This is a genomic window from Streptomyces anthophorae (assembly GCF_049310305.1).
Classification (GTDB): domain Bacteria; phylum Actinomycetota; class Actinomycetes; order Streptomycetales; family Streptomycetaceae; genus Streptomyces.
Window position 1 is genome coordinate 7,694,685 of sequence record NZ_JBLWQQ010000001.1, and the last position, 13,974, is coordinate 7,708,658.

Sequence of the window (13,974 nt, forward strand, 5' to 3'; positions counted from 1 at the left end):
CCTCGATGGCCCGGTTGCTCTTGACGTAGTGAGTCCATCTACGAAACTCTCGTGGTCACAGGCTGTTCTACGGAGAGGTGGAGCACGATGGAATGGACCGGCGCACGCTACGCGGACACGCCGACCGTCGAGGCGCGGCGCAGGATCGCGGCGCCACCGGACCGGGTGTGGGAGCTGGTCGGCGATGTCGGCCTGATGCCCCGGTTCAGCGCCGAACTCCAGTCGGCCGAGTGGCTGGGGGAGGAGCGCGGCGTCGGCGCCTGCTTCCTGGGGCGCAGTCGGCACGAGGCGTTCGGGGCGTGGGAGACCACCTCGTACGTCGTCGAATGCGAGCCGGGCCGCGTCTTCGCGTGGGCCGTGGGCGATCCCGAACGGCCCAGCGCCGTATGGCGGTTCAGCCTGACGGCGACGGAGGACGGCGGCACGGAGCTTACTCAGTGGGCGCGGATGGGACCGGGGCGCTCCGGCCTCTCGTACGCCATCGACCGGATGCCGGAGAAGGAGCAGAAGATCGTCTACGGGCGGCTGCGGGAGTGGGAGCGGGGCATGAACGCGACGCTGGACGGGCTGAAGGCCCTGGCGGAAGCGGGCGCGGGCTCGGGCTCGGGCTCGGGCGAGGGTGCGGAAGGGGCGGGGGCCTGATGCGTACGTCGACCACCATCGAGGCGTCCGGCGGGAACTGGCGGGAGACCGTCGACTTCGTCACCGAGGCCGAGAAGCTGGGCCTGGACATCTGCTGGGTCGCCGAGGCCTGGGGCTCCGAAGCGCCGTCCCCCCTGGGGTACTTGGCGGCGCGCACGGAGCGGATGCTGCTCGGCTCGGGCATCATCCAGCTCGCCACCCGGACCCCGGCAGCCATCGCGCGCGCCGCGATCACGCTCTCGAACATCTCCGACGGCCGCTTCCTGCTGGGGCTCGGTCCTTCCGGGCCGCAGGTGATCGAGGGGCTGCACGGGGTGCCGTTCGCGCGCCCGCTGGCCCGGATGCGGGAAACGGTCGAGATCGTGCGGATGGCGGCGACCGGCGAGAAACTCGCCTACGAGGGGCGGGAGTTCACGCTGCCGCTGCCCGGGGGCGACGCGAAGCCGATGCGGTTGTCGATGCGGGCGGAACACGAACTGCCCATCTACCTGGCGACGTTGTCGCCGAAGATGCTGCGGCTGACCGGGGAGATCGCCGACGGCTGGCTCGGGACGAGCTTCGTGCCCGAGGGGGCGAAGGAGGCGTACTTCGACCACCTGGACGCGGGGCTCGCGGCGTCCGGCAGGACCAGGGCCGACCTCGACATCTGTCAGGGGGCAGAGGTGAACTTCGTCGAGGACGAGGAGGAGCTGGCGGCCGTGGTGGGCGGCCGGAAGAAGGAACTGGCCTTCAGCCTCGGCGGGATGGGCTCCGCCTCGACCAATTTCTACAACCAGGCCTACAGCAGGCAGGGCTGGGCCGATGTCGCCGCGGCGGTCCGCGAGCGCTGGCAGGCGGGCGACCGCGAGGGGGCGGCCGGTCTGGTCACCGACGACATGGTCCTCGCGACGACGCTCATCGGCACGGAGGCGATGGTCCGGGACCGGTTGGCCGTATGGCGGCAGGCGGGGGTGGACACGGTCCGGTTGTACCCGTCCGGGGACACGGTGCCCGCCCGCCTCGCGACCCTGGGCCGAGCCATCGAGCTGGTCCGCGGGGCGGGGTGAGGCCCCTCGCGACGGTTGCGCGGCACCGGGCGCCGCCTTGCCCACCCTGCCGCCCAAGGCGGCAGATTGCCCAAGGCGAGACGGCGTCGGGCGGCGCCGGCACATCAAGCCCCGATCTTTCAAGCCCCGATCTTTCAAGCCCCTCCGGCGATTGAGGAGCGGGGGCCGGGGCGGAGCCCCGAGGCGTGGGCGCGGTCGGCCGCCAGATGCAGCGACGGCTGCCCCGTCGCCGACCACCCCGGATCCCCCTCGATCCGACGCAGCAGAATCCCCTCACGGATCGCCCACGGGCACACCGTGAGCTCGCGGATGCCCATGAGCTTCATCGCGGTGTGCCCGACCAGCGCCCCCGCCAGGGACTGCGACGCACGGGGCGCGGAAATGCCCGGCAACTCCGCCCGCCGCTCGGCGGGCAGCGCCGCCAGCTCGTCCACCGCGGCACCCAGCGCCCTACGGTTCAACCGCCGCGGCACGAACGGCCCGTGCCGCCCCGGAGGGGCCCCGCACAGGCGCGCCAGCTGCGTGAACGTACGGGACGTGGCCGCCGCCGTGAGCGGCCCCTCCCAGCGGATCCGCGCCGCGACGTCCCTGAGCTGGTGCCGCACATGGCGCCGCAGCGCCTTCAGCTCCTTCTCCGTCGGCGGTATCCCGTCCCCGGGCAGATGCTCGCGCGTGAGCCGCCCCGCCCCGAGCGGCAGCGAGATCGCGAACTCGGGCAGCCGCCCGCGCCCGAAGGCGACCTCCAGGGAGCCGCCGCCGATGTCGAGGACGCCGAGCGGTCCGGCCCGCCAGCCCATCCAGCGCCGCGCCGCCAGGAACGTCAGCTCGGCCTCCACCTCGCCGGGCAGCACCCGGGGCCGCACCCCGGCGCCCGCCTCGACGGCGTCGAGCACCTCGTCCCGGTTCGGCGCGTCACGGATGATGGCCGTGGCGAACACGAACGGTTCGTCGCTGCCCCAGCGTTCGGCCTCCGTGACCGCCGCCCGCACCGCGCCGACCAGGCGCTCCACGGCCGCGGGTCCCAGTCTGCGGTCGCGGTCGACCAGCTCCGAGAGCCGCAGTCGCCGCTTGGCCGTGTGCACCGGCAGCGGCGCTCCGTCGCGCGCGTCCGCGATCGCGAGGCGCACGGTGTTCGAACCGACATCCACCACACTGATACGCATGATCGTCCGAGTACCCCTCTTGGTGTGCATCAATGCGCGGACATTTTCGCGGCGGACGCCTACGCGTCGAGCGCGGACATGATCCAACTCCGGGATTCCGCCGGGTCGATGACCGCGTCGATCTCCAGGGCCGCCGCCGCATTGACCGCCTTCCCGTGCTCGTACAGCTCCGCGACCCGGGCCTCGAAGGCCCGCTCCCGCTCGGCGGGATCGGCGATGGCCTCCAGCTCGCGGCGGTAGCCGAGCCGCACCGCGCCCTCCAGGCCCATCCCGCCGAACTCGCCGCTCGGCCAGGCCGCCGTGCCGAGCGGCGCCTGCGTCGAACCGCCCATCATGGCCATCGCCCCGAGCCCGTACGCCTTGCGCAGCACGAGGCAGACCAGCGGCACGGTGAGCCGGGCGCCCGCGACGAACAGGTCCGCGAACTGCCGCACGGTGGCGGTGCGTTCGGACTCCGGGCCCACCATGAAGCCCGGTGTGTCGCACAGCGAGAGGACCGGGAGGCCGAAGGACTCGCACAGCCGCAGGAAGCGCGCCGCCTTGTCCGCCGCGTCCCGGTCGACGGCGCCGCCGAGGTGCGCCGGATTGTTGGCGACCAGGCCCATCGGACGGCCCTCGATCCGCACGAGCGCCGTGATGACCCCCACCCCGAAGCCGCGGCGCAGTTCGAGCACCGAGTCCGTGTCGGCGAGCCCCTCGATCGCGGCGCGGATGTCGTAGGCGCGGCGCCGGTTCTCGGGGATCGCGTGGCGCAGGCGGCGCTGGTCCGGCGCCTCCCAACCGGCCTGTGGACCCTGGAAGTACGACAGGTAGGCGCGCGCCGCGCGCACCGCCTCCGCCTCGTCGGCGACCGGCAGGTCCACCACCCCGTTCGGCACCTGCACCGACAGCGGGCCGATGTCCTCGGGGCGGTGCACGCCGAGGCCGCCGCCCTCGATCATCGCGGGGCCGCCCATGCCGATGTTGGCCTCGGGCGTCGCGATGATGACGTCGCAGCTGCCGAGCAGCGCCGCGTTCCCCGCGAAGCAGCGGCCCGACGCGATGCCGACGAGCGGCACCTTGCCGTTGAGCCGCGCCATTTGATGGAACGTCATGACGTTCAGGCCGGCGATCGTCGCGGTGTCGGTGTCGCCGGGGCGGCCCCCGCCGCCCTCCGCGAACAGCACGACGGGCAGGCCGCGTTCCTCGGCCAGGTGCAGCATCCGGTCGGTCTTGCGGTGGTTGTTGTGGCCCTGCGTTCCGGCGAGCACCGTGTAGTCGTACGACATCGCGACCACGGGTGCGCCGCCGACCCGGCCGGTGCCGGTGACCATGCCGTCGGCGGGTGTCGAGCGGATCAGGTCGTCCAGCGGGCGGCGCCGCCGCTGCGCGGCCACCGCGAGCGCTCCGTACTCGGTGAACGTCCCCGGGTCGCACAGGTCGTCGATGTTCTCGCGGGCCGTGCGCAGCCCGGTCGCGTGCCGCTTGGCGACGGCTTCGGGGCGGTTCTCGTCGAGGCCGAAGGAGTGCCGTGCGACGACCTGCGCGAGGTCGGGGCGCACCGCGTCGAGGTCGAGTTCCTCGGCCGCCTCCTCCTGGGCGTCGCCACCCTCCGTGACGTCGAGGAGCACCAACTCGGCGCCCTCGGCGACCGTTTCGCCGAGGCCCGCGCGCACCGCGCGGACGACGCCCGCGTGCTCGGCGCGGACCACGTGCTCCATCTTCATGGCTTCCAGGACGAGCAGGGTGGCGCCCGCCGTGACGGGTTGGCCGGGCTCGGCCTCGACGGCGACGACCGTGCCCGCCATGGGCGCGGTCACCGTGCCCGGTTCCGAGTCGCCTTCCGGTGCGACGGTGGCCGGTGGTGCCAGCTCCGCGAGGTGGCGCTGTACGAACCCGGTGTCGAAGCCGCCCGCCGTGAACCCGGGATGGTCGAGCAGTCGGGCCAGGAAGGGGATGCCGGTCCGCACGCCTTCGACCGTGAATTCGTCGAGGGCCCGCCGCGCCCGCGCGCACGCCGCCGTGAAGTCACCGGCCGGGGCGTGCGCGACGACCTTGGCGAGGAGGGAGTCGTAGCGCGTGCCGATCTCCGTGCCGGTGCGGGCGGCGGTGTCGACGCGGACGCCGGGGCCCGTCGGCACGTCGAGGCGCGCGAGCCGACCCGCCGACGGTCGCACCGCACCGTCGGGACCCGTGACCTCCGCGTTGACCCGCACCTGCACGGCGAAGCCGCGCGGGGCGGGCGGCTCCCCGGCGAGACCGAGGTCGGCCAGGCTCTCGCCCGCCGCGATCCGCAACTGCGTCGCGACCAGGTCGACACCCGTCACCTCCTCGGTCACCGTGTGCTCCACCTGGAGGCGTGGATTGGCCTCCATGAACACGAACTCCTCGCCCTTGAGCAGGAATTCGACCGTGCCGACGCCCGCGTAGCGGGCGGCGCGGGCCAGGCGCAGAGCGGCGTCCACGAGCCGGCCGCGCACACCCGCGTCGAGGGTCGGCGCCGGGGCGATCTCGACGAGCTTCTGGTGGCGGCGCTGCGCGCTGCAATCCCGCTCCCACAGATGACTCGCGGTGTCGCCGTCGCCGACGACCTGCACCTCGATGTGCCGGGCGCCCTCCCACAGGCGCTCCACGTACAACTCGCCGCGCCCGAAAGCCTGTTGGGCCTCGGACGTGCAGCGCTCCCACGCTTCGTCGAGCTCGGCCGCCTCCCGGACGATCCGCATCCCGCGTCCGCCGCCCCCGCCCACGGCCTTGACCATCACCGGCCCCTCGGCGAGGAACGCCCGTGCCTCCTCCCGTGTGGTGTCACCCTGAGTGCCGGGCAGGACCGGCACCCCGGTGTCGACGGCGAGAGCGCGGGCGCGGGCCTTGTCGCCGAACAGGTCGAGCACCTCCGGGGACGGGCCCACGAAGGCGAGGCCGGCGTCCGCGCAGCGCCGCGCGAGCGCCGCGGACTCGCTCAGGAAGCCGTAACCAGGGTGGAGGTATGTGCAGCCGCTCCGGCGTGCCGCCGCGACCAGCGCCTCGGCGTCCAGATAGCCGCCCGCCGCGAGCGGCACGGCCTCGTCCGCCAGGTGCAGATGCGCCTCGTCGCCCGGCTCGTGCACGGCAACGGTGCGCAGCCCGAGCTCCGCGGCGGCGCGCAGCACCCGTACGGCGATCTCTCCACGATTGGCGACGAGTACGGCGGCAGACCCCATGAGCCCCTCCGGGAAGTCGAATTCGGATTCAGAACCGGATTCCGTCATGCTCATTGACACTGACGTCAACGTCAATACTCTGGCGCTGTGGCACGCAATCAGCAGGCGCAGCAGGAATGGTCCGTCCGCACCGCCCGGGACCGGACCGACGCTCCGGCGCGCGGACGGCTGCTCGACGCGGCCGAGCAGGTCTTCGCGCGGCTCGGCTACGGCCCGGCGACCATCGCCGACATCACCGCACAGGCCGAGGTGTCGCGAGCCGGGTTCTACGTCTACTTCGCGTCCAAGGAAGAGGTCTTCCGGGTGCTCGCGGGGCGCGTACGGGACGCGTTCCTCAGCGCGCAGGACGTGCCCGGGGTGGACACCGACGACGTGGCGGCGGTGGCCCGGGCCTCGACGGCCGCGTTCATCGCCGCCTACGCGCGGCACCTGCCGCTGCTCGTCCTGCTCGAACAGCAGGCCCGGGGCGACGCCGAGGTGCGCGCCCTGTGGGAGGAGATCCGCGAGCGCCCCGTTCGCCGCGCCGCCCGCTACGTACGCCGGGTCGCGGCGGAGGGCCGGGCGCACCCGGTCGTCGACCCGCTCACCCTGTCGCGTGCCGTGGGCGGCATGAGCATCGAGTTCGCGCGGCTCGTCGCCGAGCGCCCGGCCGCGTACGACCAGGCGGTCGCCGACGCGACCGTCATGTATCTGCACCTCCTCGGTATCGGAGCAGCACCGCAGCAGTAGGGAGCCGCACGTTGTCCACTGGCACGTCACCCATCGACACAGATGCGTATCTGCACGACCTGCGCGCCCGCCAGGCCAGGTCCCGGGCGGGCCGTCAACCCTCGGAGACCCGCCATGAGGCCGGGGAGCTGACGCTCCCCGGGCATGTGGCCCGCTGGGCGGCCCGGAATCCGGACCGGCCTGCGATCGTCACGGCGGACGAGACCCTCAGCTATCGGCAACTCGACGACCGGAGCGCCCGGTTGGCGGGCTGGATGGCGGCACACGGCGTGCGACCCGGTGACCGCGTCGGCGTCTTCCTGCCGAACGGGGCCCGCTTCGTCGTCGCCCTGCTCGCCGTGCTGCGCATCGGGGCGGTGCACGTGCCGGTGAACCCGATGTTCCGGGCGGCCGAGCTGCGACACGAACTGAACGACGCCGGGCCGGAGTTGATCGTCACGCGGGACGCGCTGCTGCCCGCGATCGACGAGGTGCGGGAGGACACCCCCGTACGGACCGTGCTCGCGGACGCCGACTGGCCGCAGGCCGTCGCCCACGAGCGCCACGAGCGCATCGCCGACGACCTCGACGCGCTCGCCGCCCTCAACTACACCGGCGGCACCACCGGACTGCCCAAGGGCTGCGAGCACACCCAGCGGCACATGGTCTACACGGCCACCGCCATCGACAACGGCCGGGTGACCACGGACGAGGCGAAGGCCCGCGGCATCGTCTCGGTCTGCTACCTGCCCATCTTCTGGATCGCGGGCGAGAATCTCGGCATCCTCGCCCCGCTGGTCTCCGGCGGCACCAGCATCCTGCTCACCCGCTGGAACGCGGCCGAGGTCCTCGACGCCATCGAGGCCCACGGCGTGACCACCATGGCCGGCACCGTCGAGAACTACCTCGAACTCCTCGACCACCCCGACTTCGCGCGGCGCGACCTGACGAGCCTGTCGACCCCGCTCACGGTCTCCTTCATCCGCAAGCTCACCCCGGCCCTGCGCGCCCGGTGGAAGGCGGCGGTCGGCGAGCACAGTGTGCTGCGCGAGGCCTCGTACGGGATGACCGAGACACACACCAGTGACACCAACACACTCGGTTTCCAGGACGGCGACCGCGACCTGCTGAGCGACCCGGTGTTCTGCGGACTGCCGGTCCCCGGCACCGACTTCATGGTCGTCGACTTCACGACCGGGGAGCCGCTGCCGCTGGGGGAGCGGGGCGAGATCGTGGTGCGCGGCCCTTCCGTGCTCACCCGGTACTGGCGTGCTCCCGAGGCGACGGCCAGCGCGCTGCGGGACGGCTGGCTGCACACCGGTGACATCGGCGCCCTCGACGAGGAGGGGTGTCTGCACTACCTGGGCCGCGACAAGGACATGATCAAGGTGAAGGGCATGAGTGTCTTCCCCACGGAAGTGGAGACACTGCTCGCCCAGCACCCCGACGTGCTCGCCGCCGCCGTCGTCGCCGTCGAGGACCCGGAGAGCGGTCAGCGCCCGTACGCGTTCGCCCGCACCGTCCCCGGGTCCGCGCTGACCGGGGACGAGCTGGTGGAGTGGGCGGCCGGGAACATGGCGACGTACAAGGTCCCGCACATCGTCGAGATACTCGACGAGCTGCCGCTCACCCCCACCGGGAAGATCAGGAAGACGGAGCTGAGCGCTCGAGCCACTCGCACGCGGCCCGCGCGGTGAACTCCTCCTGACCGCCCTTGAACAGCAGGTCGGCCGTGGTGAACGCCGGGTCCTCCGCCTGCGCCGCGACATACGGCAGCGCGATGCAGCGCATGCCGGCCGCGTGCGCGGCGGCGGCCCCCGGCGCCGCGTCCTCCAGGACCACGCAGTGCGTGGCCCGCGCGCCGAGCCGGTGCGCGGCCTCCAGGAACACGTCGGGGGCCGGTTTGCCGTGCTCCACCTCGTCCGCCGACACGTACAGCGGCAGCCGCGCCGCGAGCCCCGTGCCGGTGAGGATCGCGTCGATGGCCTCCGGCGAGGAACCCGACGCGACGATCATCGGCACGCCCGCCGCGCCGAGACGCTCGACGAACAGGCGCATCTGCGGGAAGACATGGGTCTCGGCGCGCGCGAGCTCCAGATAGCGGGCGTTCATCTCCTCAAGGAGTTCGCCGTCCGGCACGTCGATGCCGTACCGCCGCTTCCAGATGCCGATGGTCTCCAGCGTCGAGATCCCGACGTACGTCTCGTGGTCGGCCCATGTGAAGTCCGTGACGCCCTGGCGGGCCAGGGTGGCAAGCGAGGCCTTGAAGTAGTTGGGCTCGCTGTCGACGAGGGTGCCGTCGAGATCGAAGACGACCGCGGTGTCGCCGAAGTGGTACGAGGGGTGGTTCGCGTCGCTCATGTGACCCAGGATGCAGGACCGGGGTCCCCCGATCATCCGCGCGGCGGTCCCGCCGCCTTCCCGATCGCCTCGACCAGCGGGAGTAGCCGGTGCGGGACGCGCTCGCGCAGCGCCACCTCGGTGCGGGTGCGCACCACCCCCGGCAGCCGGTTGAGCTGCTGGATCACATCCTCCAGGTGCTCGGCGTCGCGCGCCGCCACGCGGGCGAGGAGATCGCCGCCGCCCGTCGTGGAGTACGCCTCGATGATCTCCGGGACCCCGGCCAGCTCGTCCCCGACGTCCCCCAGGTGGCCCTGCGTCGTCTCGATGTGCACGAAGGCGAGCACCGGGTGGCCGAGGGCGGCGGGGGAGAGGGACGGCTGCACGCCCGTGATCACACCGTCCCGCTCCATCCGGTCGACCCGGGCCTGGAGCGTGCCGCGGGCGACCCCGAGGATCCGGGCGTACTCGCGCATGCTGGTGCGGGGCTGTTCCAGGAGGAGCCGCAGGATGCGGGTGTCGAGCTGGTCCACGGCCATGGCGTCGGACTCCTTCGGTGGCGCGGCGGAACGCCGCCGACTGTACCAATGGCTCAGTGTCGCCCGCCCGTCGCGCCGGATGGGCCCGGCAGACCGACGAACGCCCCGTCGTGGTGCACCAGCGGCCCCGCCTCCGCGACCCGGCCCGCCCGCACCACGAGCCCGATGACCAGGGCGTGGTCGCCCACCGGGCGCATGCTGACCGGGGTCATGACGAAGCGGGCCAGTACGCCGTCCAGGGCGGGCAGGCCCAGCGGATCGCGGTGCCAGGAGGTGCGCGGCCCGAAGCGGGCGTGGCGCGGGCCCGCGAAGACCCGCGCCACCTCCTCCTGACCGGCCGCGAGCAGCTGCACCATCACCCACGTCGCGCCTTGCACCGCCTCCCACGACCCCGACCGCAGCCCCACCGTGAAGGACAGCAGCGGCGGATCGAGGGAGAGCGAGGCGAGCGAGGTGACGCAGAACCCGGCGGGCCGCTCCCCGCCGACCGTGACGACGGCGACCCCCTTGGCGTGCCGCCGCAGTGCCGACCGCACGAGGTCGGAGCGGGCCGGTTCGATGTGCGGCGGACTCGTCGCCCCGGCGGTCACGCCGCCCGCTCCCGCAGCGCGGCCCCGGCGCGGGCGTGGATCTCCTCGGCGTGCGGCGAGGCGTCGTCCCGCTCGTACGCGTCCAGGTGGGCCCGCCAGTCCGTGAGCCCCCCGGGCGGGTCGCCGAGGGCGAAGCGGCTGACGCCCCGCAGGTAGTACAGCTCCGGGTCGGGCGGGCCGCCGGCCGAGGCCAGCGCGTGCTCCAGGTCGGCCACCGCGCGCCGGTGCTCACCGAGGGACTGCAACGCGACGGCCCGGTTGACCCGCAGCTCCGCGTCGTCGTCGAGCGCGAGGGCCGCGTCCAGGTCGGCGACGGCCTCGGCCGCGCGGCCCGCGTCGAAGGCGAGGACGGCCCGGTTCGCCCAGGCGGCGAGGCAGCCCGGATCGGCCTTCAGCGCCGCCGAGTAACTCTCGTAAGCGGCCCGCGCATCACCCAGCTCGGAGTGCAGAGCGCCTTGCGCGGCCAGCAGTTGGGGGTTTCCGGGAGCGAGGTCCAGGCCGTGGTCGATGTCCGCGCGGGCCCGGTCGAAGTCGCCGCGCTCCAGGGACAGGTCCGCGCGGTGCAGCAGCGAGTCGACGTGATCCGGTTCGACGGCCAGCGCGTAGTCCAGATCGCGCAGCGCACCCGCGCCGTCGCCCACCTCCCGCAGCAGATCCGCCCGGTTGAAGTGCGCCTCGTAGAACGGCGGCGTGAGCCGGATCGCCGCCGCGTAGTCGGCGAGCGCCTCACGGGTCGCGCCGAGCGCGCGGTGCTGGGCGGCCCGCTCGAAGTAGTAGTCGCCGTAGTCCGGGTCGCGGCGGATCACCTCGTCGTAGTCGGCCAGCGAAGCGGTGTGGTCGCCGCGCGCGCCGCGCACCTGTGCCCGGTTGTACAACAGCACGGAGCGGTGCAGGAGTTGCTCGTCCGGGCCGAAGTCGGCGTCGGTGATCGCCATCGCCTCGTCGACCAGGGCGAGCGAACCGTCGGCGTTGCCGCGGTGCAGTTCGACCAGGGCCCGCGCGTTGCGCATGAACGCCCGCACCAGGACCCGCTTGTGCGGATCGGGGTGCACGTCCGCGATCGAGATCGCCGTGTTCACCCAGGCGAGCGCGAGGTCCTCGTCGTGCGCGTCCTTCGGCAGGAACCGGGTGTAGAGCATCGCCATGAGGTACGCGGTCCCCATGTGCGCGTCCTGCGAGGTGGAGCCGCGCCGCATCTCCTCGAAATACGCGAACGCGTCCGCGCCACGCCCCAGGTAGCACAGGCAGGCGCCGATCTTGTGCGTCAGGTTCCAGTACGTACGGTCGGGTCCGGCGTCGGCGAGGAGCGCCCGGCCGCGTTCGGCGAGGTCCACCACGGCCTCGTAGAACCCCTTGTTGAAGCAGGCGGTGACGGCCTCGACGAGCGCCTCTACGCCCGCGCCCTGCGGGTCCGTGCCGTGCTCCAGGTGGTACGGGACGGCCCCTAGCCGCAGCGTCGGCTCCTCCCGGCCGGCGAGCAGTTCGGCGCGCGCGGTGTGCCGGCGGGCCCGCTCGGCGGCGGGCAGCGCTTCGTAGGCGCGGCGCAGGCGCGCGTCGTCGCTCGTGCCGTCGCTGTCGATGTAGCGCTGCGCGAGGTCCGTGTCGGGCAGCGGTTCCGCGTCCGCGAACGGGAGCCGGGGGACCCGGCGGGTGTGCGCGGCGAGCGCCCTGCCGAGCAGGTCGTCGGCCGCCCCCGCGCCGTCCACGACCACGGTCAGGGTGGCGGGATCGCAGCGCCGCAGCAGCACGGCCACCAGGTCCCGGTCCGTGGGGTCGGCCTCGTCAAGGCCCCGGAAGGCGAGGGTGAGGCCGCGCGGGTGGGCCACCCGCGCCCAGTCCATGAGGAGTTCGGTCACCCCGTGCGCGATGCGCAGGGCGCGGGTCGCCGGATAGAAGCGGGTGCGCTCCTTGGCGTCGGCGAGATTGGTGAGGGTCTGCGGCGGCGTCGGCACGATCTCCATCAGCTCCGGGGCGATGGACTCCACCTCGGTCGCCCGCGCCGATGCCACCAACTCGCGGTCATGAGCGACCAGTTGGGGCACCGCCTGGTGCAGGAGGAAGTGCGCGGCGGTGAACGGGCCGCGTAACCGGCGGTGGCAGCGGACCTCCAGGGACGGGGGCGGCGGCGACTCGGCGGCCGTGGTGTGCGCGGTGGCGGTGGCGTCGAACCACCAGTGGTGTGTGGACAGCAGAGCGGTCATGTCAGGGCTCCTTGCGATGAGTGGGGACGGGACCGGCCCCGCCGGTCCCGCAGCGTGACGTGGACGAGCAGCCCGATCTGGAGAGCGGACAGGAGCAGGAAGCCCGCCGCGTCGACCAGGTCCCAGAACGGGGTGTGCGGGTCGCCGAGCCGGTCCGCGACCGTCGTCCAGAAGTGCGTGGCGGTGGGGATCCCGGCCCAGGCGAGCGAGGCCAGCGAGAACCCGTATCCGGCGAAGAGCAGCGGCGCGTACCAGCGGGCCACGGCGCGGTCGCGCGGCGACCACTCGGTGTCCGGCACGGGCGGTGCGAGCCGCAGCGTCCTGCGGAATCCGGAACGCAGCCGGAACCGCGACGCATTCTGCAGATCCGTGCATCCGGTCGCGGTCGACACCACGTAATAGATGTCCGTCTCCAAATAGAACAGGAATTGCCAGATGAGGCGCAGGACACAAGTGAAGGCGACAGCAAGACAGAGTTTGTGAATCCACGACGGAATGGCGTTCATGTCAAGCGCGAGCGAAAGCAGCGTGAACCCGCACAGCAGGACCACATCTGCCAGCATGCCGGCCCAGAAAACCAGATAGCGTTTCCGGCGCTCCACGCTGAGCAGTGAATCGAGCCGGGTCTCCGCGACCAGGTAGTAGAGCCTGCGCCCGATCCCGAGCGTGGACGGCAGGCCGAGCCGCCGCGCGGCCAGCGCGTGGAACGCCTCGTGCACGACGATGCACGGCAGCGCGAGCGCGAAGACGGTCAGCGGAACGAGCGTCAGATAGTGCGTGAAGAACACCTGGTGGTACGAGGGCCGCAGCCCGGGATCGCGCACCATCACGGTCACCGTGGCCGCCACGAGGACGGCGTACGCGGTCCAGGCCGGCCAGGAGAACAGGGCTCTGCCGAGCCCCTGCCAGCGCACCCGTCGCTGCTCCGGATCCGGCTCGCCGATGTGCAGGAAACCGAGTTCGGCGAGGGTGTCCAGGAAGTCGTCCATGTCGAGCGGGTCGCCGCACGTGCGCTCGTACCAGTCCGCCACCTCGCCGACGGGCGCCCCGTCGGCGAACATCCGCAGCGCCTGTGCCCCCTCCTCGGGGAACACCGCGTACGAACCGGTGTCGGGCCGGCCGACCATTACGCCGTCGTCCTCGGCGACCATCGTGAGCCGGTGCAGACGAACGGTGCCGTTCATCCGGCACACCCCCTTGTGGGAGACGGGAGTTGCAGGTGGCCGGGGCCGGACCCCGAAGGCGGTCCGACCCCGGCCGGGGAGGCGCAATTACGCGGCGTCGCCGCAGAGGTAGTAGCAGGCCGTGGTCAGGCGGATGGGCCCTGCCTTGCGGACAGAAATCTTCTTCATGGTGTTCCCCCCTTCCGGATCATAGGAGTTGTGCGAATTCCGGAATCGCTGTGCTGGAGCAAGCTTTGGCATGCGAATTCGGGCATGTCAACGGGGAATCGGAGCGTCCGACACAAATACCGTAAATGTATTGGGGATTGCTCTCCGGCCGTTTTCCCGCTGTTTTCGGGCAGGGGGAAGCGGCACTCCTGACACGGGGAAAAAGAAAGCA

At 72.6% G+C, this 13,974-nt stretch carries 11 protein-coding genes; 4 read left to right on the forward strand and 7 right to left on the reverse strand.

What is annotated here, in order from left to right:
• Positions 1–87: 87 nt before the first annotated feature.
• Positions 88–642, forward strand: coding sequence for an SRPBCC family protein (locus tag ACNYS0_RS35000; protein WP_422479500.1), 555 nt, complete (start codon positions 88–90; stop codon positions 640–642).
• Positions 642–1,688, forward strand: a complete 1,047-nt coding sequence (locus ACNYS0_RS35005) for an LLM class flavin-dependent oxidoreductase (protein ID WP_422479502.1) — start codon at positions 642–644, stop codon at positions 1,686–1,688. The genes ACNYS0_RS35000 and ACNYS0_RS35005 overlap by 1 nt, the downstream gene beginning before the upstream one ends.
• A 134-nt stretch (positions 1,689–1,822) precedes the next feature.
• Here ACNYS0_RS35005 and ACNYS0_RS35010 read toward each other — a convergent pair whose 3' ends face one another.
• Positions 1,823–2,851, reverse strand: a complete 1,029-nt coding sequence (locus tag ACNYS0_RS35010) for a Ppx/GppA family phosphatase (RefSeq protein WP_422479504.1) — start codon at positions 2,849–2,851, stop codon at positions 1,823–1,825.
• A 59-nt stretch (positions 2,852–2,910) separates the two neighbouring features.
• Positions 2,911–6,033, reverse strand: coding sequence for a carboxyl transferase domain-containing protein (locus ACNYS0_RS35015; RefSeq protein ID WP_422479506.1), 3,123 nt, complete (start codon positions 6,031–6,033; stop codon positions 2,911–2,913).
• 87 nt (positions 6,034–6,120) lie between these two features.
• On the opposite strand from ACNYS0_RS35015, the gene ACNYS0_RS35020 reads away from it, so the two are divergent.
• Both ACNYS0_RS35020 and ACNYS0_RS35025 read left to right on the forward strand, forming a co-directional pair.
• Positions 6,121–6,762, forward strand: a complete 642-nt coding sequence (locus tag ACNYS0_RS35020) for a TetR/AcrR family transcriptional regulator (protein ID WP_422479508.1) — start codon at positions 6,121–6,123, stop codon at positions 6,760–6,762.
• A gap of 11 nt (positions 6,763–6,773) precedes the next feature.
• A complete protein-coding gene (locus ACNYS0_RS35025) occupies positions 6,774–8,438 on the forward strand; it encodes an AMP-binding protein (RefSeq protein WP_422479510.1) in 1,665 nt (554 codons plus the stop codon).
• On the opposite strand, the gene ACNYS0_RS35030 is transcribed toward ACNYS0_RS35025, so the two are convergent.
• Genes ACNYS0_RS35030 through ACNYS0_RS35050 form a run of 5 tightly spaced genes read right to left on the reverse strand, consistent with a single transcriptional unit; the run spans position 8,386 to position 13,595 of the window.
• On the reverse strand, positions 8,386–9,102 hold the full coding sequence (locus ACNYS0_RS35030; protein WP_422479512.1) for an HAD family hydrolase: 717 nt from the start codon (positions 9,100–9,102) through the stop codon (positions 8,386–8,388). The genes ACNYS0_RS35025 and ACNYS0_RS35030 overlap by 53 nt on opposite strands.
• A 32-nt stretch (positions 9,103–9,134) precedes the next feature.
• Positions 9,135–9,620 carry an Lrp/AsnC family transcriptional regulator gene (locus ACNYS0_RS35035; RefSeq protein ID WP_422479514.1) on the reverse strand — a complete coding sequence of 162 codons (486 nt, stop codon included), beginning with the start codon at positions 9,618–9,620 and terminating at the stop codon, positions 9,135–9,137.
• A 53-nt stretch (positions 9,621–9,673) separates the two neighbouring features.
• Complete coding sequence (locus ACNYS0_RS35040) at positions 9,674–10,210, reverse strand: flavin reductase family protein (RefSeq protein WP_422479516.1); 537 nt, start codon at positions 10,208–10,210, stop codon at positions 9,674–9,676.
• Complete coding sequence (locus ACNYS0_RS35045) at positions 10,207–12,411, reverse strand: tetratricopeptide repeat protein (RefSeq protein WP_422479518.1); 2,205 nt, start codon at positions 12,409–12,411, stop codon at positions 10,207–10,209. The genes ACNYS0_RS35040 and ACNYS0_RS35045 overlap by 4 nt, the downstream gene beginning before the upstream one ends.
• Entirely contained in the window at positions 12,408–13,595 is a 1,188-nt protein-coding gene (locus ACNYS0_RS35050; protein ID WP_422479520.1) for a hypothetical protein, read from the reverse strand. Before ACNYS0_RS35050 ends, ACNYS0_RS35045 begins: the two co-directional genes overlap by 4 nt.
• Positions 13,596–13,974: the final 379 nt, after the last annotated feature.